This is a genomic window from Pseudoalteromonas sp. APC 3495, from assembly GCF_030407645.1.
GTDB lineage: Bacteria > Pseudomonadota > Gammaproteobacteria > Enterobacterales > Alteromonadaceae > Pseudoalteromonas > Pseudoalteromonas tetraodonis.
Genome location: NZ_JASDDA010000059.1, coordinates 1 through 20,582 on the forward strand (window position 1 = coordinate 1; position 20,582 = coordinate 20,582).

At 38.0% G+C, this 20,582-nt stretch carries 17 protein-coding genes; 4 read left to right on the forward strand and 13 right to left on the reverse strand.

The genetic code is table 11. The features are described 5' to 3' along the window. Nucleotides 1–231 precede the first annotated feature (231 nt). Nucleotides 232–2,412, forward strand: a complete 2,181-nt coding sequence (locus QL984_RS16750) for a response regulator (protein WP_128583505.1) — start codon at nucleotides 232–234, stop codon at nucleotides 2,410–2,412. 65 nt (nucleotides 2,413–2,477) lie between these two features. On the opposite strand, the gene QL984_RS16755 is transcribed toward QL984_RS16750, so the two are convergent. Together QL984_RS16755 and QL984_RS16760 are read right to left on the reverse strand one after the other, a co-directional pair. Continuing rightward, on the reverse strand, nucleotides 2,478–5,639 hold the full coding sequence (locus QL984_RS16755; RefSeq protein ID WP_128583504.1) for an efflux RND transporter permease subunit: 3,162 nt from the start codon (nucleotides 5,637–5,639) through the stop codon (nucleotides 2,478–2,480). Between the two features lie 21 nt (nucleotides 5,640–5,660). Then, nucleotides 5,661–6,770, reverse strand: coding sequence for an efflux RND transporter periplasmic adaptor subunit (locus tag QL984_RS16760; protein ID WP_290173006.1), 1,110 nt, complete (start codon nucleotides 6,768–6,770; stop codon nucleotides 5,661–5,663). Between the two features lie 173 nt (nucleotides 6,771–6,943). Between QL984_RS16760 and QL984_RS16765 the strand changes: the two genes are divergently transcribed. Beyond that, nucleotides 6,944–7,252 carry a hypothetical protein gene (locus QL984_RS16765; protein WP_010390782.1) on the forward strand — a complete coding sequence of 103 codons (309 nt, stop codon included), beginning with the start codon at nucleotides 6,944–6,946 and terminating at the stop codon, nucleotides 7,250–7,252. Nucleotides 7,253–7,275: 23 nt separating this feature from the next. On the opposite strand, the gene QL984_RS16770 is transcribed toward QL984_RS16765, so the two are convergent. From QL984_RS16770 to QL984_RS16785, 4 genes are all read right to left on the reverse strand, one after another. Continuing rightward, a complete protein-coding gene (locus QL984_RS16770) occupies nucleotides 7,276–7,869 on the reverse strand; it encodes an ACP phosphodiesterase (RefSeq protein WP_128583502.1) in 594 nt (197 codons plus the stop codon). Nucleotides 7,870–7,987: 118 nt separating this feature from the next. After that, complete coding sequence (locus tag QL984_RS16775; protein WP_290173008.1) at nucleotides 7,988–8,482, reverse strand: general stress protein; 495 nt, start codon at nucleotides 8,480–8,482, stop codon at nucleotides 7,988–7,990. Between the two features lie 213 nt (nucleotides 8,483–8,695). After that, nucleotides 8,696–9,679, reverse strand: coding sequence for a DNA topoisomerase IB (locus tag QL984_RS16780; RefSeq protein WP_128583500.1), 984 nt, complete (start codon nucleotides 9,677–9,679; stop codon nucleotides 8,696–8,698). Between the two features lie 86 nt (nucleotides 9,680–9,765). Continuing rightward, nucleotides 9,766–11,832, reverse strand: a complete 2,067-nt coding sequence (locus QL984_RS16785) for a catalase (RefSeq protein ID WP_096038166.1) — start codon at nucleotides 11,830–11,832, stop codon at nucleotides 9,766–9,768. Nucleotides 11,833–12,681: 849 nt separating this feature from the next. On the opposite strand from QL984_RS16785, the gene QL984_RS16790 reads away from it, so the two are divergent. Further along, the gene (locus tag QL984_RS16790) at nucleotides 12,682–13,062 is read left to right on the forward strand and encodes a hypothetical protein (RefSeq protein ID WP_090494685.1); all 381 of its coding nucleotides are present in this window, start codon (nucleotides 12,682–12,684) and stop codon (nucleotides 13,060–13,062) included. A gap of 41 nt (nucleotides 13,063–13,103) precedes the next feature. Here the strand turns inward: QL984_RS16790 and QL984_RS16795 are convergent, their stop codons facing one another. Beyond that, nucleotides 13,104–15,212: a TonB-dependent siderophore receptor gene (locus tag QL984_RS16795; protein ID WP_290173011.1), complete on the reverse strand. Its 2,109-nt coding sequence runs from the start codon at nucleotides 15,210–15,212 to the stop codon at nucleotides 13,104–13,106. Nucleotides 15,213–15,458: 246 nt separating this feature from the next. On the opposite strand from QL984_RS16795, the gene QL984_RS16800 reads away from it, so the two are divergent. Next, complete coding sequence (locus QL984_RS16800; protein ID WP_128583498.1) at nucleotides 15,459–16,196, forward strand: DUF4198 domain-containing protein; 738 nt, start codon at nucleotides 15,459–15,461, stop codon at nucleotides 16,194–16,196. A gap of 138 nt (nucleotides 16,197–16,334) precedes the next feature. On the opposite strand, the gene QL984_RS16805 is transcribed toward QL984_RS16800, so the two are convergent. The 6 genes from QL984_RS16805 to QL984_RS16830 form a co-directional block, all read right to left on the reverse strand. Beyond that, nucleotides 16,335–17,384 (reverse strand): AI-2E family transporter, encoded by a 1,050-nt coding sequence (locus QL984_RS16805; protein ID WP_290173013.1) that lies wholly within the window; start codon nucleotides 17,382–17,384, stop codon nucleotides 16,335–16,337. 506 nt (nucleotides 17,385–17,890) lie between these two features. Further along, nucleotides 17,891–18,637: a CPBP family glutamic-type intramembrane protease gene (locus QL984_RS16810; RefSeq protein WP_290173014.1), complete on the reverse strand. Its 747-nt coding sequence runs from the start codon at nucleotides 18,635–18,637 to the stop codon at nucleotides 17,891–17,893. 329 nt (nucleotides 18,638–18,966) lie between these two features. Continuing rightward, nucleotides 18,967–19,380, reverse strand: a complete 414-nt coding sequence (locus tag QL984_RS16815) for a hypothetical protein (protein WP_290173016.1) — start codon at nucleotides 19,378–19,380, stop codon at nucleotides 18,967–18,969. Nucleotides 19,381–19,475: 95 nt separating this feature from the next. After that, nucleotides 19,476–19,961 (reverse strand): hypothetical protein, encoded by a 486-nt coding sequence (locus QL984_RS16820; protein ID WP_290173018.1) that lies wholly within the window; start codon nucleotides 19,959–19,961, stop codon nucleotides 19,476–19,478. Nucleotides 19,962–19,983: 22 nt separating this feature from the next. Beyond that, nucleotides 19,984–20,310, reverse strand: a complete 327-nt coding sequence (locus QL984_RS16825; RefSeq protein ID WP_290173021.1) for a hypothetical protein — start codon at nucleotides 20,308–20,310, stop codon at nucleotides 19,984–19,986. Nucleotides 20,311–20,342: 32 nt separating this feature from the next. Beyond that, on the reverse strand, nucleotides 20,343–20,582 hold a 240-nt coding region (locus QL984_RS16830; RefSeq protein ID WP_290173022.1), incomplete at its 5' end, for a hypothetical protein.

Consider the following 20,582-nt stretch of genomic DNA (forward strand, 5'->3'; position numbering starts at 1 on the left):
ACAAAGAGTAAATCGCCCCTAGGCAGAACCCTTCGGGCAGCGCCTGTTTGGTATTGATGCTGCGTTATCGCCTATTTATGGGGAACAACCACACCACATAGGCGCTGCCTTGCCTAAATGCCAAACAGACTGCTGCAAATTTAACCTTGAAAGGTCAACAGACCCTAGCCAATGCGTTATTATTTTTATTCTATTACTCATTGTTAAGCATAACAAAAACAAGGTTACATAATGATAAAAGCGTCAACACCTGAGGATGAACTATCACGGCTAAAAGACTTATATGAGTATGACGTTTTAGACACTGAAGCTGAAAAATCCTTTGACGATTTAACCCAGCTTGCATCTGATATTTGCGAAACGCCAATCTCACTAATAAGTCTTGTTGATCCTGACAGGCAATGGTTTAAGTCAAAGCATGGTATTGATGTAGCCGAAACCGCACGAGATATTTCGTTTTGTTCTCACGCAATTCTAGAAAACCAAGTATTCGAAGTTCAAAATGCACTTACTGACACCCGCTTTCACGATAATCCCTTAGTTACAAACGACCCAAATATTCGCTTTTATGCAGGTGCACCTCTGATCACACCAAGAGGAAACGCTATAGGTACGTTATGTGTTATTAGCGATAAACCAAAAAAGCTTTCAAGCAAACAAATAAATGCACTCACGGTTTTGAGCAAAGAGGTCATTGCGCAATTAGAGCTTCGGCTTAATAATAAAAAGCTGTTTATGGCGTTAGAAAAACAAAAAGAACACAATAAAGAGCTAGAAAAGTTAAAAGAAGCCGCGGATATCGCCAATAACACAAAGAGTAAATTTTTGGCAAATATAACTCATGAGCTGAGAACCCCATTACATGGAATTTTAAATTTAGCTGAGTTTGCTATCTCAGAGACCACCACAGAGGAAAAAAACAGCACCTTAAAAAGCATATTAAAGTCAGCACATTACTTATCAAATATTGTTAACGATATTTTAGACTTTTCTAAAATTGAGGCTGGCAAATTAGAAATTGAACATATCAACTTCAGTCTTAATGAGGTTATTAGCGATGTAATAAAACCCCTGTTACAGCAGGCATCTGCTAAAGGCATAAAGCTGATTACATCGATAGACCCAAAAATAGCAGACAATTTAAAAGGCGATCCTCTTCGGATTTCGCAAATTTTAAATAACCTGTGCTCAAATGCGATTAAATTTACCAACTTTGGCCAAGTAGAACTGAAGATAAGTGTTAAAAATAGTTCATTGCAAACACAAGTACTCACCTTTGAAGTTATTGATACAGGCCTTGGTGTTAATGAGACTGTTCAAGAGCATTTATTTAAAGAATTTCATCAGGCCGACTCATCAAACTCAAGGAAATATGGAGGCACAGGTTTAGGCTTATCAATTTGCGCTCGTTTAAGTGAGTTAATGCAGGGGCACCTTAGCTTTACCAGCAAAATAGATAAGGGCTCCACGTTTACCTATGAGCAAAGCTTTGAGATTGCTTTATTGCCACCAACCTCGAAGCAGTGCACTGATATAACAAACCTTCAAGGTAGTACTGTTTTAATTGCCGAAGATAATAAAATAAATCAGCTTATTATTGTCAAAATGCTCAAAGCACATAATGCTAATTTAATTATCGCAGAGGATGGTAAAGAATGCGTTAAGTACTTCAAGGAGCACTCGGTAGACTTAATTTTCATGGATATACAAATGCCTGAAATGGATGGCATAAAAGCTACGCAAGCTATTAGAGCGCTTCCTACAGGTAAAACAGTTCCGATTATAGCTATGACAGCAAATACCCTAAAACAAGACATTGAGCATTATTTAGATATTGGTATGGATGGCTACTTAACTAAACCGTTTGATAAAGTTAAGATCAATAGCTTACTCAATGTTTATAATCCTAAAAACCTCAACCTAAAAAACTTAGCAGTAAAAATTAGCGATCCTAATGTTTCTAGCGACCGGAAGCTAAAGCAAATATGCAAAGAGTTAAAAGCGCTTATTCCCAATGCTAATCGAGTGAGCCTTTGGTTATTTAATAAGGAATACAGTACATTAAATTGCTTAATTTGCCTTGATGAAAATAATGACGTGTCAAGTGGAACTGTTCTATACACAGAAAACTCCCCTGCTTATTTCAACTATATTTTAGCTAACCAAGTACTCGACGCTTCTGATGCCAGAAATAACGAAGTAACCAAGCCATTCTCTCACTCTTACTTTGAGCCTCTCGATATTTATTCTTTACTTGATTACATTTATACACTTAATAGCAAACCGTTAGGTGTCATTTGTTGTGAAAGTGTGGGCTCAAAGGTAACTTGGAGTCAAGCTGATAAAAAGTCGTTAATCAAAGTCGCAGACGTTACTAACTTGTTTTTATCTAAACAAATAAAGCATGAATAAAACAGGCCTATTTAGTGGCTAAAATTACCACTAAATAGGGATGAAACTATTATCAGCCCTTCGTATTAAGCCTGCTCTAACTCACGCTGGGTTTGTTGTTTATCTGCTTGAACCGGCTTTATTTTAAAGAAAAAAGTATACACAACCGGAACAAACCCTAATGTTAAAATTGTTCCCATTGCAAGACCAAACGCAATAGTGCTTGCTTGGCCATAAAACAAAACATCTTTAGATAAAATGAGCGGCATTAAGCCTATTATTGTTGTACAAGTAGACATTAATATAGGTCGTAAACGTCTTAAAGAAGCGCTGATCACCGCCTCATAATTTTGCTGATTATACTGCTCAGCGGTTTGTTGTTCACTGTGCTCAATTTGTTTACGTTCAATATTAATACGGTCAATTAATATAACCGCATTATTAATGATAATTCCGGCAAGCGCATATAGACCTAAAATAACCATAAACCCAAAGTTTGCCTGCATAATTAACAAACCAAAAGCGGCACCAATGATGATCAATGGCACAGTCAAAAACACAATACTAGTTGCACGGTAAGAGCGAAATTGCGCAATAATAATAAACACCATAATGGCAATACACAGCGGTAAGTTAGCTAAAATTGACGCTTGCGATTCCGCAGAGTCTCCAATTACACCGTCATATTCTATTTCATAACCAGGGGGTAATTTTTCTCTTATTTTATCAAGTTTTCCTTCAATTAATGGCACCATACTTTGCGCCGACATAATCTGATTTTTAGCTTGTACTGTTACAGTACGAAATAAATTTTCACGCGCAATACGCGCAAATTGCGTTTCATAGCGAATGTCGGCCACTTGCATTAAAGGAACATTAACGCCTCGAGCCGAAGAATAAACATTTACGCTGTTAATACGGTCTAGATCGTAACGTTCACTGTTTTGTGCCCTTAACACAATGGGGAATATGTCATCACCTTCACGAAACTCAGAGATTGTGCGTCCCGAAAAGTAGGTTTCTAATGCTTGTGCAACATCGTTTGAACTAACCCCAGCACGACGAGCATTTTGCTGGTTAACCTCAACTTTAAGTGTAGTAATGCGGTTTTCCCAATCACTTTTAATATCGAATGCGCCGTCTGTATTACGCAATAAGGTTTTAATTTCCTCGCTAATAGAATAAATATAATTACTGTCTGGGCCTTTAATTTGAATCTCTATCAGTGAAGAATCTGATGGCCCTAAAAACATTTTAGTGGCGCGCCCCATAACTTCAGGAAAGTCTTGAGCAAACATGTCGCGCACGCTATTTATTGTTGGCTCAGCTAGTTTTCGCTCTCCAACATCAATCATAAAGAATGCTTTTGAAGGCTCAGGATCAATCGGTGTGAGTGACAAAACAAACCGTGGCCCGCCAAATCCACCATAAGCAGCATATTTTTTAATATGCGGAAAACGTGCTTTATCATCCAATTTTTTTAAAATGGCTTGTATCGTTGCATCAGTTTTACGCATTGACGTACCAGCTGGCATATCTAAATACACTAAAATTTGTGCGCGGTCGGAGTCTGGAAAAAACTTAGCTGGCACTAAACTCATAGCCCAACCACCAACAAAAAACAGCCCCAATATCACAACAACAAAAGCTATACGAGCGCGCATAATTCGTCTTAATACTTTTTCATAAAGCGGACTAAGGCTATCGAAAAATCCATTAATTTTCCGGCGAATAATATTTTGCCTTTGCCTCGTTTCCTTTTTCACAAAGCGATGACACAAGTAAGTAGTAAAGGTAAGGCTCAACGCCCATGAAATAAGCAATGCAATTAACACCACCAGCGAAATAGAGCGTGTATATTCACCCGCACTACTTTGCGCCAACATCAATGGCAAAAACACAAGAATAGTAGTCAACGATGAGGTTAAAGAGGGTATCGCAAGCGTACCCGAGGTATTACGAATAGCTTCGTCACGCGTTTCGCCCTCTTCGATACGCTTTTTAAAATCTTCAGCCATTATTATGCCATCATCAACCAGTAGCCCAAGCGCTATAATTAACGTGGCAAGCGACATACGCTCCAGCGGAATACCCATAAAGTTCATAATTGAAAGCGTGATTAAAATAGCTGCAGGTACAATCGAACCTACAATCAAGCCGGTGCGTAGACCTAAAAACATAATAACCACAATAGAGACAACAACAATGGTTTGTAACACACTAAAGCTCACACCAAATACAGCATCGGCAACCACATCAGCTTGTCGGGTAATATTTTTTAATTGATAGCCCGCAGGTATAGTTTGATTAATTTGAGCTATCATCGCTTCCATTTTAGGAGTGAACTTCAGCACATCCGCTTGTTCATCCTTAGAGATTGCAAAAATAATGGCCTGACGGCCATTGTAGTAACTTGTTCTTGATGGGGGGTCGATCACTTCACGGCTTATTTTGGCAATATCACGTAATAAGATGGTTTGTGATTGATTGGGAACAGTGATCAGCGTATTGCGTATATCAGCTAGGCTTTGGTAATTCCCAGAAGGCTGGATAATAAAGTTTTCACCATCGGCATCAATAATGCCACTGGGACGTATAATATTTTGATTTTTTAAAGCCGCAATCAATTGTGTGGGTGCAATCCCTAACTGAGCGAGCTTAGCGTTTTTAGTTTCAATAAAAATACGCTCTTGCTGAATGCCTAAAATATCAATTTTTTTTGTGCCTTCGACTTGATGCATCATATCGGCAATATGTTGCGCCACATCTTGGCGATCCCCCATGCTATAAGCGGGATCTGCAATAAGTGCCACCGTTAACACGGCAACATCACCAAAATCATCATTAATCACATAAGGTAAAGTACCACTGGGTAGCTCACCTCGAACCGCGTTAATTTGGTCACGCAGTATATCCCACTGCTGATCAAACGCACTTTGCTCAACACTTTGCTTGAGCTCTGCGTGAATAATAGAGCGACCTGGAATAGATACTGAACGAATTTCGGCAATACTGGGCATTTCACGTATCGCTTCTTCGAGTGTTTTAGTGATCAACAGCTCTACTTTTTTTGCGCTCATGCCAGGGTAAGCGGTTGTTACAACCGCCTCACGAATTTTTATTTTAGGATCTTCTTGTTTGGGTAGTTGATAATAACTAAATGCGCCAAATAGCATAAGGCCAAAGACGATGGCCAGCATCAAGCGATTATGATCAAGAGCAAGCTCTGAAATAGTAGGGATTTTCATCGTTTAAATCTCCGTCACGGGTTATGGATTAAGGCGCTTGATTTCACCCTCGATAAGCGTCACTTTTTGCCCATCGTGTAAAAAAGCCATTCCCGCATTAACAATTCGCTCCCCTTCTTTTAAGCCTTTAATTTGCGCTTTCTGCGCAAAAAACGTTACTACGTCCACGGTTATTTTTTGTAAAACATAACCTGCTTGTTGTGATTCAGCTTGCGCTGTAGGTAACAGCTTAAAAACAAAATGCTGATTATTTTCTTGCGCCATAATCGCACTTACAGGTACTACAAAAGCATCTGTGGCTTCTTGCTGTTGTTTAAATTGTACTTCAGCACTCATACCCGTTCTAATGTCTGCAACATCATTTGCAGATATTTTTAAAATAACAGGAAACGCATTCGCGCCTTGAGCAGCTGTGCCAATTTCTTTAATTTTGGCATTTAACGTTTTATCTAATGCTGAAATAGTCACTTTAGCAGGCTTATCAATAGCTAATGAGGAGAGAATCGCTTCAGGGGCAAGGGTAGAGACTTCAAAATTTTCTTTACCTTGAATTATAAATGCAGACGTATTTGGGCTTACCTGTTGTGAAGGTTCAATATTACGTTTTGAAATAGTCCCTGCATAGGGCGCAATTAGCGTGGTATCTTGTAACTCTTCTTTTGCCATCGCTAGTCGAACTTTAGCAATCTCGACTTTATCTTTGGCACTCTCATATTGCGACTTTGCTACATCGTATTGCGCGCGTGACACAGCGCCATCATCAACCAGTGATGCTTTGCGCTCAAAATCTTGCTTAACATTTAGCAGCATAGCCTTCGCATTAGAGACCTGCCCTTCGCCCTCTTGCACTGCCAATAAATACTTTGTTTGTTCCAGCCTAGCTAACGGCTCACCTTTTTCAAAAGCCTCACCAATTTCAAAAAAAACGTCTTCGACCTTTCCGCTAACCTCAAACATTAAAGTGGCTGTGTTAGCAGGTTGGATAACACCTGATAAAATACGACTATCAAACGATTTAGTTTTATTTAACTCTATGACAGAAACAGGTTTTAATTTTTGCTCAGAAACTTGCTCTTCAGAGCACCCTGACAACATAAAAATAATAACGAAACAAACAGCTATATAATTCATAATTTCCCTTGATAAATAGTGTATTCAAACTGGTTGTACTACCAAACTAACCACAATCAATATTCACAGTGAGCCATCTAATTTAAAGTATGGCTAACATTGTTATCACCCTGAAAGCTTAGGTATAATGCAATATTCCGGCTGTATTTTTAGCCTCTAAATTGGATCTCCACATGAAAAAACTATCTGCTGTGCAAGTAAAACAACAAGCTCTCGTTCTCAATGTTGCTGACAAAATAGAAGAGCAAGGCCGTGCTGAAATCCCAGGTATGCTGCAATGCTGGTTTGATGTGGAATATCATTTATTTCCAGGTTCTTTACTAATGTGTTTTCAATTTGAAAACCAACAAGCACTTACAGCCGCAGAGCCAGAGCTACTGAAGTGGCAAAAACGCTTAAGCGGTGCCATGCTCAAAAAAGGCGTAATTTTAAAAGATATGCGCAAACATTTAGTATTTACCCTAAAAGGGCCTGACGACTAAACCACTTATAATGAATGCGCACTCTATTTTGGTGCGTTTTCCAAATTAAACTCATTAACGTGCTTAATCAGCTCAGGAAAAAACGCTAAAAAGAGCTCATCTAGCTCACTATAATGGCGGATTATATCTTCAGAGGTACCTGCAAAATTATTAGTAAAGCGAATTCGTTTAGCAATATTATCAAGCGCCCGCCCCACCCCATCAATGCTTTCGTACTCCTTAAACCAATCGTTTTTCGTCATACTGGTTACTACACGCTGCATTTTCTGTGGCATTACAGGTATACGCCTGTCCAAAAGGCCATAACTGGTGTGCTTAAAATCAATTAGTGATTGGTTATTAAACTGCTGCCAATGCGCAATAAGAAAATGATCAAACACCACATCAACTGCCACACCTGCAAAGCGCCTGCGCTTGGCTGAAAAAAACTGCTTAGCTTCTTTTACTAATGGATGTGTGTCAGTAAATTTATCCACCAAATAATGGTTATCTAGCGCACTTTTTACAGTTGTAGGTAGATGCGTTACCTGTCGTTGGCCACCAAAATCTCCCAGCAAATTGCCAAAATGAGAATCAGCTGTAGGCTTTGCTAAATAAAGGTGGGCTAAATAATTCATTGGTTCCCATATAGATTAATATACTAAACGCAGATAGTTTTAAAAATCAAACGCGTAAAAAGATGGAACACAGTTCCACCTTTATACATTTTAGATACTGATAGCGCATTCTAAAATATTACGCTTTTGAAACCTTGCTTGCACCAGCATTATCAAGAATTTCTTCAACACTATTTTTGTTATCGCTGTTATATTTAACACCGACGAGTATTGAACCTTTCTCAATTGCGTCTTCATAATACTTAATTTCATGTTCTGGAATAAATGCGCCGATTGCTGCGCCTAAAGTCCCACCAACGGCAGCACCTCCGCCACCAGCTGCAAGTGCTGAAACCAAAGGACCTGCAACTAATAAGCCGGCACCACCAGAAGCGACTGCTCCAACAGCGGTAAAACCACCAATAATTGCCGCTAACACGCCACCAGATGCAGCGCCCAACAAACCGCCCTCTGCAGCTTTGGTCCCTTCATCTACAGCAAAGTCTTCCTTTGTATACGAGTCGTTAGCGACAATGCTTATATCCGCCTCACTTACACCTAAAGCTTCTAATCTATAAATTGCTAATGTTGCTTGTGATGCATTATCGAATAACCCAGTAATAACAGTACTCATAATAACTCCTTTATTTGTTTAAGAAAGTACGCTTAGTAATTAGCAACATTCAAACCAAAGTTTTAATCCTTTAAAATCAAATAGATAAATAAAAAAGCAGAGTAAAGCTCTACGTTTTAAAGTAAAAGTTGCTAGAAGTTGTAAAAAGTTCACACACATAGGTATTACTCAAGCGATTGAAATATGAGTAGAATTACAAAAAGACTAACGTTATTAGCATTGTTCTTCTAAAAATATCAACAACCCACGTTCATAGCGACTCAGGTACTTAGTCTTACGGGGTAGTTTGTCTAAGTTATTAAAGTCCTTTAGAGCTTCCTTGCCTCCTTTACACAGCTCAATCAACTTTGGATGAATATATGAATTACGAGCTATTGCTGGGGTATTCCCTAAATTACTTGAAACGCTATCCAACATATCTTTAAGCGAAAGCTGGCCGTTTGATTTATGTAAGACTTCAAATGCCAAAACACTGGCCCGCCATGTTCTAAAATGTTTTGCACTAAACTGCTCGCCCATAACACTTTGAATAAACTCATTCACCTCTTTGGAGGTAACATCACAATACTCGCCTTCATCGATATATTGGAATAAGCTCTGCCCAGGCAAATCTTGCAACTGCTGTATGATAGAGCTAAGCACTTTATCTGTTATGTTCACTTCTCTTTGCTTACCGGATTTTGCTTTATACTTTAAGCGAATATTTTTACCCGTTAGTTTTGCATGCCGGCTACGCAATGTTGTAGCACCAAAACTATTATTATGTTTGGCATTTTTTTTAGAGCCAACGCGCAGGGCTCCAAGATCCATTAAACGTACAACGGCTGCGATCGTGCGCTGGTAATCTAGCTCATTACCTCGCAAATATTCCGATAGTTTTGCTCTTAACAAAGGCAGTTTATTTCCAAATAAAACACATGCTTCAAACTTTTTAAGCTCTTGCTGCTCCCTAAACTCGGGATGATAAAAGTATTGCTTGCGGCCTTTGCTGTCGTAGCCAGTAGCTAAAATATGCCCATTTTCTTCTGGACATAACCATACATCTTTGTATGCGGGGGGAAAAGCGAGATTGTCTAACCGCTTTATTTCATCGTTATCATGTATTTTCTTTCCTGCAGGATCATAATAAACCCATTGGTTTTCATGCCTCTTACGAGTTATGCCCGGCAAGTTATCATCAACATAAATTAGTTTCATTTTATTCCTTTAAATTTTTGTAATCCTCAAATAAAACGGTGCCATCAATAACAAGGGCTAGTTCTCACTAGCCCTTGTTATACGATTTATCGACTCCAATACCTAAGGTTACGAATTTTTGAGACAAACTCACTTGCGGAAATTTTATTTAAATCCAACCAGCCATCATCAAGTTGTCCATTTAAACCAGTAGCCTCGATTAAAGGAGCTGCTTTATCACTAAAGCCGATATACTTCATATGTGCATAAGCATCACTGACAAAATCTTTCGCCTCCGGTATTTCAGCAAGCTTTTTGGCGCCTTCATTAGTGGTAAGCAGAGCTATTGCGTCGTAAAGCACCGAAGGTCCGCCGTTAATCACCTGATCGGCCTCAACAATCTCGCCCTTACTATTTTTAGCACCACCAACTTGAGCCGCAATAACTTCATGGCTTGCACCTTCCTCTTTAAGGCTTTGTATTAATAAATTAAAGGTTTCAGCATCAAAACCATCACTTACTAATATACCAAGCTTCCTGCCTTTAAATGTATTTGGCGCATTTTTTAAAATGCTTAGCGCATCAGATACTGGTAAATCTTGACGGGTATCAAGCGCCGCTTCTGCCGCATCTGGCATAGTTTGTAAACCTAAACCCAATGCAACTTTCTCAGCAAGCTTGTTATCAATGTTTAACAGATGAGAAACCACGCGCTCTCTAATACGTAAATGCTCTACTTTAGATAACTCAAAAATTAAAGCGTCTTGAATATGCGTTTGCTCAACGTCGGTTTGACTTAAATAAAATTGTCGTGCTTGGCTATAGTGATCACTAAATGTTTCTGAGCGATAGCGTAATTTACCCCCGTCAGTTTCAGATTCTGAGCTTTTGAATCCGTGTACAGGGCACTCTCGCGGGTTGTTTTCCCCCCCGCTGAATGAATTAGGTTCGTAATTAACCCGGCCTTTAGGGTTCTGCATTGCCATGTGGCCATCTTGAAGAAAATGTCTCATCGGGCATTTTGCTGCATTAATAGGAATTTGTGTGAAATTAGGCCCACCTAAGCGTTTGGTTTGTGTATCTAGGTACGAAAAATTACGGCCTTGCAATAAAGGATCGGGAGTAAAATCAAGTCCTGGTACTATATTCTGTGTGCAAAATGCAACCTGTTCGGTTTCTGCGAAGAAGTTGTCTACGACTCGATTGAGCACCATTTTACCAATAATTTTAACTGGTACTTGCTCTTCGGGTATCAGTTTGGTGGCATCAAAAACATCAAACTCGAACTCTTCAGCAAATTTTTGATCAAATACTTGAATGCCCAACTCCCATTCCGGATAGTCTCCATTATTAATTGATTCCCACATGTCACGACGATGAAAATCAGGATCAGCGCCATTTAATTTCAATGCCTCATTCCAAACCACTGACTGCATACCGCCTTTAGGTTTCCAGTGGAACTTAACAAATTTTTCTTCACCTTGTGCATTAATAAACTTAAAAGTATGAACGCCAAATCCTTCCATAAACCTTAATGAGCGCGGGATAGCTCTATCTGACATTGCCCACATAACCATGTGCATGGATTCTGGCGACAAACTTACAAAATCCCAAAAATTATCGTGGGCTGTTTGCGCTTGCGGAAAACCACGATCTGGTTCTGCTTTTGCGCTATGTATAAGGTCGGGAAACTTCATCGCGTCTTGAATGAAAAAAACTGGGATATTATTGCCTACCAGATCCCAATTACCTTCCTGCGTATAAAACTTAACGGCAAAACCTCGCACATCACGTGCTAAATCAGGCGATCCCTGATTACCCGCCACTGTTGAAAAGCGTGCAAAAACAGGTGTTTTTTCACCTTTACGTTGAAAAATATCAGCAGAAGTCAAATCATCTAAAGCATCATACGTTTCAAAGTAACCATGTGCTCCATACCCTCTTGCGTGAACAACTCGCTCAGGAATTCGCTCGTGATCAAAGTGAAACAACTTTTCTCGTAACACATGATCTTCCAATAGTCCTGGTCCGCGTTGACCAGCTTTTAATGAATTTTGATTATCACTGATAGGGCAACCTTGTGCGGTTGTCATTACGGGATGGTCTTTATTAGCTTTTTGATGAAGCTCTCCTGCATGTCCTTTATTATTTGCGTACTTAAATGACTCTGCCATAACTTTTCTTCCTTAAATGATTTTTTGATTGCTATATTTTTAAAGGGTTAAAAAACAATAACCAAGCAAAAAAAAGACCATACCTAAATAGCTTTAAAATCAATAACTAAGAAAGAAGTGAAAATATTTTACCAATACAAACTATAAAAATTACACAACTAATGTAAGCTTTCCTCAGAGCATCATTTTATTCTGATTTTCATTATTACTGTATTTTTACAATGATAGATTTAGTGAGGACTTTGTCTTTATTGAGGGCTCAGAAAGGTTTGAACGTAAATGTTACTCGGCTTTATTCTTATTTAAAATAGCGTTCTGCTTTTGTACATGTCAGTTTAGGTAATAAAAATTTACTCGCTTTATCTGGGCATAGTTTCTTTAAACGGCTTACTGCATAACGCCCACACCTTGATAAAGTATATAACTCTTATTTTTCAGTAACACCTAGCGCAGATTGATAACTCAACTGATAAAGCACCTTAAGCAATAACATCTGTCTCTGCGGTTGAGTGATAGATTTGCCCGAGTAAATTACTATATAAACAATATAAAAGATTTTTAAAAAATGATAAAAACATCTTTATTCCTTTAAAAACGCATCTAATAGTGATTATTTAGTCAATTACCTAACTCAGTTATGCGCTGCATTGATATTAAAATATTGATGCTAATATTCTTCAAAACTATCCAATCAATTACAATTGTATTTTAATAATTCAGTAAAGAGTCAGGCCAATTTTGTTATCACTGTTGTTGCATTTTTTCGGTGCTGCATGAGTCATAAAACGCCTTGCTTAGCCTTTAATACAAAATGCTATTTTCTATTGTAACCAGGGCTACTCACGCATTATGACAACAAGCTTTTTAAGTCAATCACAACAGGTCGCACTGCAACAAGCACTTATCAACAGTAAACTGTTAAACAGCGACGTAGTAACGAGTGATAACCCACCATCACAAGAACAACAAGCCTATGGCTGTATCGCTGTAATGCTCTATCGCTTTAATTTACAAAAAATCAAATGGCCCTCTTTTTTAAAAGCAGCTATAAACACTGCAAGTAATGAGTGCTCGTGGTTAACCCGCGAACTTGCCAGATGCCAGCAAAGCTACAAAGCCCAGCCTAATGACGCTGTAATAATTGAACAAAGCGCATTTTTTTGTGGCATTTTTAGCGAAGAGCTCGCTTATATTGACACTTTACTTGGAACAGGTGCACAGCCTGAATAAAGTGATGGGGCAAGCATCGTTAAGCCTGCCCCAAGGATAAATTAAAAGCTATATTTTAAGCTCAGCTTATAATTAACTGGCTCACCGGGTTGAGTCCAAATTGCAGAGTAAGAATTTGAGTAATATTCTTTATCAAGCACGTTATTAATGTTCAGTTGTACCATCACATCTTCATTAACGTTGTAAGTTGCGAACAAATTCACCAACGTATACGAAGGTAAGTAATACGTAGGGTCTATGGTTTCACCTAAGCGTTCCCCCTCATACTGAACAGCTATACCAACGGTCGCATTTAAATCGATTAAATCATTTAATTCTCTTTTAATACGCGCATTTGCACTGTGTTTAGGAATATTAAGTAAAGGGCTACCTTTTGGTAATTTTACCCACCAATCTGTATTAACCGTGTCGTTTGCTGTTTTTGCATCGGTGTAGGTATAGGCAAAATCAAATGACGTGCGCTCTGTAATATAACCGTGTAAATCAAACTCAACGCCTTCGCTAGTTACCTCGCCTAACGCCGTCGACACGCCTGCTTGCAAATCTGTGGTCAACATATTACTTTTTTCGGCGCTAAATACAGTAAAGCTGCCATTTAGGTTATCGGTGCTAAATTTAACACCCGCCTCAATAGAGGTTGTTGATTCTGGCTTAAATGCATCACCGTTTATATCGTAACCACTGTTTGGCCTAAAACCTTCCGAGTAACTGCTGTAATACTGTATGTCGTCTGAGTAAGCATACACTAAGCCTATTCGTGGGCTAAATGTATTCTGATTGCTTTTAGACTGACTTTGATTAATGTGATTATCTATTTGCTGATCAAACCAATCATAACGACCGCCTACTTGGACTTTCCATTGCTCAGTGATGTCGATTTGATCTTGAATATAAACCCCGTAACTGTGCTGTACTTCAGTGCTGTTAAATAAAAGTGAGCCTTCGGGTGCTGTTTGCCCATACACGGGGTTATACATATTGATTGCATAGCGCGTATCTTCAAGCGTAGGGCGGTATCTGTACCAGAGTTTGTCAAAATCAAACTTGCTGGCATCTGCGCCAATTAATAAGTGATGGGTAAACCCAGCAGCAGTAACGCTACCACTTAGCTCAGTGCGCGCTGAGATGTTTTTAGTTTGAAAATCACGCTCGTTATGTTGCCGACTTAAGGTTTCGCCATCAGTAAAATAAAGCTGCCTGCTAGGGGCGAGTTCAGCATCACTCGATTCGCTTATAAATTTAGAATCGCTATAGCTAAGCCCATTTAAAAGTGACCATTGCCCTATTTGATGCTCAAAGGTCAGTTGATGAGAAATCGCATCAACCTCTGTTGGTTCATCGCTTGGCTCACCTAAAAACGTTTCAATAGGTAATGCGTCTATCTTCCCATCTAGAGCAACAATACCACGGTCAAACGTCATATTCTGATCAACATACTCTAGTTCATAATTTAATTTTGTTGTGTCAGATATTAACCAAAGAACTGAAGGTGTGATCACTGTTTTTTTATTTTCGTGGTAGTCTCTAAAACCCTCACCGTCTTCAATTGCACCGTTTATTCTAAAAGCAACTTGATCATTAATTGCATTAGTGTAGTCGCCTTCAGCGCGATAACTTTGCCAGCTACCGGCTGATACTTTCAAAGAGCCTTGTTCTTCAAACTGTGGCTTTTTAGTGATGATATTAATAGTACCGCCAGGCTCAGAACGGCCATAAAGAGCAGAGCCAGGCCCTTTCATCACTTCTACATAATCAATATTGCTAGTATCGCGGGTACCACTAAAACTTCGACCCGATGAAAAACCATTAATTAAAAAGCCTGAAGGAATATTCTCATCGCCTACTAACCCACGTATTGCAAAGCTTTCCCACAATCCACCAAAATCATTTTGTTCAGAAATACTCGGCGTTAAATCAAATATATCGGTGAGTGTAGTCACTCCTGCGTCATCGAGGTTTTCTGCTGATATAAACTCAATACTTTGTGGTTGCTCGCTTAAAGGCACATCGCCACGAAAAGCTTGTCTAACCCCCGAAACCGCTATTTTCTCAATGTTATCTGATGCTGAAGCTGCGTATACAGAAGGCGCTAAAATGGTACTTATAGCAATTGTTAGGGCTGATATTTGGTATCGATTTATTAAGTTCATTCTATCTCTTAGATATCATACAAGCTTAATCGGTTAAGTTTTCACTAAAAAATTTTTTAACTAGAGCCGATTAAATAAGCACGAAATGCAAATGGTAATAATTGTTATTTGCAATAATATACAAACAGAATAAAAAGAGCTACCCTACAGCAACAAATTTTACAAAGTTATTAGGGGTTGTTTTTATTTTTGAGTTAAACGTATTCAACATCGAAAAATAAATACCTCCTAAAATTTAGAGAAAAAATGAAAATATTACCTTTCGCCTGCATGGCATTAGTCACTTCAATATCAAGCGCATACAGCGAACAAGCACAGGCTCATGCAATATGGTTTGCAGAGCGCTCATCACAGGTAGCTTTTATATATGGCGAAGGCGCACAAGATTTAGATACCGTAAAACGACAAAATAAAATTAAAAGCATTACTGGCTATAATAAAAACTGGCAACAAAAAAACGTAAAACTTATTGAATCAGGGCCTATGATGCTGCTAAGTGATAAAAGCGTTTATGCGGTTACTGGTCTGCTCGATAATGGGTTGTGGAGTAAAACAAAAGAAGGTGAATGGTTTGCTAAAGGTCGAGATGAAATCCCCAATGCACTATTAAGCGAACATACTAAAAAGTACGCAGTACATTTGCGTGGCCCGCTTGCCCAAGTACCTGCACTTAAAAATCAGCAATTACAAATCCTACCTGTAGGTAACGAATTTTCAGATCAAAAAGGCGCAATAGTCAGCTACCGCATAACTTTCAATAGCAAAGCGGTTCAAGGCGCTAAAGTAATCAATGATTTAGTAAACGACCCAGATCAAGAGCCAATAATTAGTAATGATGACGGCTTGGTCACATTGCCATTGCGTAACCAAGGCTTAAACGTAGTAGCCGCAATCTATGACGAAAAAAGCACAAATTTAAATGTATTTGATAAAACAGAGCATTTAGCCACACTCTCATTTGTTTTACCCCATGCTGCAGAGTAAAAGCAAACCTCGCCGCTCAACATTAAACAGCCATCTAACCAATATGTTTTATGTTGGCTACACAAGAGTAACTTGTTAATTAATAGGCATAAAAAGTGGCAAATTATATTTATATAACTTGCCACTTTCTTTAACGTATCACTGCCCTAATGGTTGGATTTTCTCTTTTAAAACATCCCGTATATAGAGCATCTGCACTGTGACAATAATTGATACTAACAACGGCGTTGAAAGCGCCAAGCCATGAATTCCAAACATAGCGCCCATCAATAATTGCCCACCAAGCATAACTGCTGGCGGCAATGAAACAGCTGTTCTTTGCACAAACGGTGTTATTACATTACTCTCGAGCACTTGTACAACACCGTACACGACTAGTACATACGCAGCTTGGGTTGGGCTATTGAGTAACGCGACCAATACTGCAGGTATCAAAGCGGCAATAGGTCCTATAAATGGCACAAACGATAACAAACCCGCAAGCAATGCCAACGCCATTATCAATTTCATATCAATAAGCCACAAACCTAACGCGGTTAAAAGCCCGACCACAATCATTGATGTTGCACGGCCCATTAACCATAACTTCAATGCATAATATACACTGTGCATTACTTCACTTATGCGGCTACGTTTATCACTTGGAAATAAAAATAGTAACCCTTTTTTATAGGGTTTAGGGTGCAATGCGAGGTAAAAACCAATAAATAAAATAACAAATATATCAGCAAGTGAACCAAATAAAGTAGAAAAGACCCCGGAAACTTCCCCCATCAGCTTTCTTGGTGAAAGTGGTGCTTGTTGCCATTGCCCTTGCGCCCACTGAAGCAGAGCCTCGCCCCACTCTTTACCCTTCAAGTAACCTTCTAACTGTTTTACCCCACCAGTTATTTGCTCTCTAAGCTGTAACAACTGATCCATAATAGCAGGGCCAACCAAGTAGCCAGCAAGTATTAATAACCCTAATACGGTAGCAGTAACAAGCATTACCAGTCCCCATCGGGGTAAAGGTAGCCAACGCTGCAACAGGCTCGCAAGCCCTATTAAAAAAACACCAAATAAAATCCCGCCAAATATAAGCAATAACACATACGATAATTGCCATAGCAGCATAAATAAGCCTATTGCTAAAGCTGTAATGCCAATGGTTGCTAATAGTCTGCGAATGTAATTGCTATCAGAGCTCATTGCTTCTCCCTTTGCTTGGTATAGCATGCACTTAATAAAGTTAATGCCTATACATTCAATGCAATTAAAATTTTGCAAAGTACAGTTTTATCAGTTTTAGTGCTTTTTTAACAGTCTCCTATATAAAACGGCTCGTTTTGTTATGAAGGAAAGACACCATTTACAGGCTCAATTGATATAGCTTAATGCGTGAGTGAGGCTAAAAATAATACTGACACTAAACGATGACAGAGGCGATAACCAAAGGCTCAAATTCATAGGGCGTTCTTTACCCAAGCCATAGCGCGTATTCTCACCAATCGAGGCCATTACTAGGTCCATAGCCATATTTAAATTGGTTGAAAAAGTAACAATACTTGGTTTTTGAATAAAAACATCAAGAAAACACAGCTGCCTGCTTGAATGGAACTTTCTAATGTCACTTGCAAAACGAGCCTTCTTTGAGAACTCTTGGTAAAGAGATAAAACTTAAATAAGATTTTATCTCTTTTAAATTAAACTTTTAATTAAATTAGCTGCCCAACAAAGTTAACACTATTATGGGCTAAAATAGGGAACAACAAGCTTCCTGTACGCTCTCTTAGCCAAAGCAAAATAAAACCGTAGCCACCCGTTAGTAAAATAGCGGGGAAAGAAAAGTGCCACTCTCCACCATTAAACATAACGCCATGAACTAGTCCAAATAACACCACTAAAAGCAACCCTGCAATGTTAATTGACGCACCACCTAAACTGTAGCGTTCAGATATAATTGCCAAAGATATACAAAATAAAAGAATCCCTCTAAACATAGGCTCTTCATCAAAGCCTGGCATTGTTGCTTGATAAAGTAAGGTTTCTAAATCGTAATTAGGTTCACCACTCCAAAAAAGTGATACAACTATCTGTAAAATGATAAACAAGCACATAACTGTAAAAGCGGGTTTTATAGAATTTTCATTTTGCCTAAAAGTGAAACCAGCATCCGCAATACGAAAGTTAGTTTTAAATTTAATTAAAGCTAATAGTACAACTAACCAAAGGATTATTGCCGCTATCTTTCCAGACCAATTCCAAGACAAATCAGGAAAAAGCATATCCAAGGGAATAACCTTTCCACCTTTAAACAAAGCAAAAAAGTAGCAAACTAAAATACCTAACGAAATCAAAGACCACATTAGATTTAAATCAACTTTTTTAATTGCTCTTAATATCAAAACTAAAAGTAATATAACGCCGACATTTGCAAATAAACTTATAAATAGATCTTCCATGAATACCTCTTTTATAAAAGGCTATTTCTAGCACTTATTTTATTATTGTTTTAAGTAGTACCTAATACTAATCCTAAATTAGGTACTATTAAACAATTAGTTATAAAAGAGGTAAGCACTCTAGGTGCAAACAGGATGTTTACAGCAATTAATACTTATATGTCGTTTTGGGGTGGGTATATTTAAAACCAAATGGGTGACCCCTTTCGTTCCTTTTATTCCTAAAACAAGAGGTATAACCCTTTGGTTTTTAAAACTAATCGAAAATGAAACCTTAAAAAATATTCTAAATTAATTTGTAATGTAGTTTTATTAAATTTGTTTTTTATTTAAAGATACTGCTTTGCCTTTGTACATGTAAGCTTAGGTAATGGAAGTTTACTCACTTTGTCTGAGCATAACTTATTTAAAAAATTGACTGCAAAGCGTTCGCACCTTGACAATGTATACAACTCATATTCCTCAGTAACACCAAGCGCAGATTGATAACTCAACTGATCAAAGTATTCATTAGTGCCTAAAGCAATAACATCTTTTTCTGTCTTTCCAGATGAGTGATAGATTTTCCCTAGTAAATCATTGGTAAAATCAACAATCGTATTACTTTCAGATAAATCATTTTTAAGTGAGCAAACACTAAGATAAGGTGTCGCTTTGCCTACATCAAAATATAAATCATTTCCTGCCGCAAATTGACTAAAAAATATAGTGCTCAAAAAACAAAAGGGTTTAACCAGTCCCACCTTACATTTCTCCATGTATTAAGTAGATTATATATTCTCAAAGATTCACAGCGACTAATAATCTAATATTTACTGATTCCGTTGCAGGCTAAGGTTTAGAGCTGGCTTTTTAAGTATTCCATTTGCTTTTTCTGCCGTCTTTTAAGCCTTTTAGTAACATTAACACTCACCTTTAAATACTTACTTTTAAAAAGTAGCAATATAAATGAATTAAAAATCATAAATAAAAATGAAAGTTCTAAACCATTAAATAAACGTTCACTTTTTTGCTCAAATATTAAACCTAAAATATAAACTAGGGACACAGCTATAGAGCACCCAGCAACTAAGCGGTAAACTTTAATAACCCAGCTTCTACCAGTAGATATGAGCGCCCCAAGAAAGATAAACACACATATGCCAATAAAAAACCCGATAGCCCTAGGCCCAAGTTCATTTATAGCATCGTAAGGCCAAAGCATAACTAACATTGTAAATGCTAATGATGAGTAGCTAATAACGCTTGATACAATAGCTAAAGCACAGACTAAACTGTATTTTAATTTTGATATTGAATTACTCTGTAAGCTAGTAGCTCTCATTTCACTGACGATCACCTAACTATTATTCAAATAATACAGATGAAAACATTAATAGTGCGCAAAGCATAAAAATTACAAAATACACTTTAAAGAATCTCGAGACGTGAGCTGGTACCTTGTTTCTATCATTTAATAAATTATACCGTTTTGCATACCAATCAAATAAAAATACACTGCCATAATGAAGCAAACCATGAAGCGCCATAAAAATATTTAGGGAATAGTAGCGATTTCCATGCTCTAAAATATCTTCAACCGTTCTGAGCTTTTTTGCTTTTAAATAAAAAGCTAAAGGTAAAAGAATGATAAAAATAACACTTAAGCCAACACCAAAAAATATCAAATCCATTATTTAATCAACAAAAAAGAAAAGCAGTTAATCTAAACAAAGTAGGCCATTAAGCATGCTAATAAAAACATAAGGCTAAATGTTATAAACAAAATATAATAAAGCTTAAACCACATCTGCAAATTTTTGGGTACCTTTTCTCTCTCCTCTATTACCTTATAACGCCTAGCATACCAATCGAATAGAAATATAGAACCGTAATGCAATGCTCCGCTACCAGCAGTTATGATATTTAATGAGTAAAAACGATTTCCATCATCTAGAACATCCTC

What these genes read in the sequence shown, in the direction of transcription:
- QL984_RS16750 (WP_128583505.1), top strand. Translation starts at nt 232, where the DNA reads ATGATAAAAGCGTCAACACCTGAGGATGAACTATCACGGCTAAAAGAC.
- QL984_RS16755 (WP_128583504.1), bottom strand. Translation starts at nt 5,639, where the DNA reads ATGAAAATCCCTACTATTTCAGAGCTTGCTCTTGATCATAATCGCTTG.
- QL984_RS16760 (WP_290173006.1), bottom strand. Translation starts at nt 6,770, where the DNA reads ATGAATTATATAGCTGTTTGTTTCGTTATTATTTTTATGTTGTCAGGG.
- QL984_RS16765 (WP_010390782.1), top strand. Translation starts at nt 6,944, where the DNA reads ATGAAAAAACTATCTGCTGTGCAAGTAAAACAACAAGCTCTCGTTCTC.
- QL984_RS16770 (WP_128583502.1), bottom strand. Translation starts at nt 7,869, where the DNA reads ATGAATTATTTAGCCCACCTTTATTTAGCAAAGCCTACAGCTGATTCT.
- QL984_RS16775 (WP_290173008.1), bottom strand. Translation starts at nt 8,482, where the DNA reads ATGAGTACTGTTATTACTGGGTTATTCGATAATGCATCACAAGCAACA.
- QL984_RS16780 (WP_128583500.1), bottom strand. Translation starts at nt 9,679, where the DNA reads ATGAAACTAATTTATGTTGATGATAACTTGCCGGGCATAACTCGTAAG.
- QL984_RS16785 (WP_096038166.1), bottom strand. Translation starts at nt 11,832, where the DNA reads ATGGCAGAGTCATTTAAGTACGCAAATAATAAAGGACATGCAGGAGAG.
- QL984_RS16790 (WP_090494685.1), top strand. Translation starts at nt 12,682, where the DNA reads ATGACAACAAGCTTTTTAAGTCAATCACAACAGGTCGCACTGCAACAA.
- QL984_RS16795 (WP_290173011.1), bottom strand. Translation starts at nt 15,212, where the DNA reads ATGAACTTAATAAATCGATACCAAATATCAGCCCTAACAATTGCTATA.
- QL984_RS16800 (WP_128583498.1), top strand. Translation starts at nt 15,459, where the DNA reads ATGAAAATATTACCTTTCGCCTGCATGGCATTAGTCACTTCAATATCA.
- QL984_RS16805 (WP_290173013.1), bottom strand. Translation starts at nt 17,384, where the DNA reads ATGAGCTCTGATAGCAATTACATTCGCAGACTATTAGCAACCATTGGC.
- QL984_RS16810 (WP_290173014.1), bottom strand. Translation starts at nt 18,637, where the DNA reads ATGGAAGATCTATTTATAAGTTTATTTGCAAATGTCGGCGTTATATTA.
- QL984_RS16820 (WP_290173018.1), bottom strand. Translation starts at nt 19,961, where the DNA reads ATGAGAGCTACTAGCTTACAGAGTAATTCAATATCAAAATTAAAATAC.
- QL984_RS16825 (WP_290173021.1), bottom strand. Translation starts at nt 20,310, where the DNA reads ATGGATTTGATATTTTTTGGTGTTGGCTTAAGTGTTATTTTTATCATT.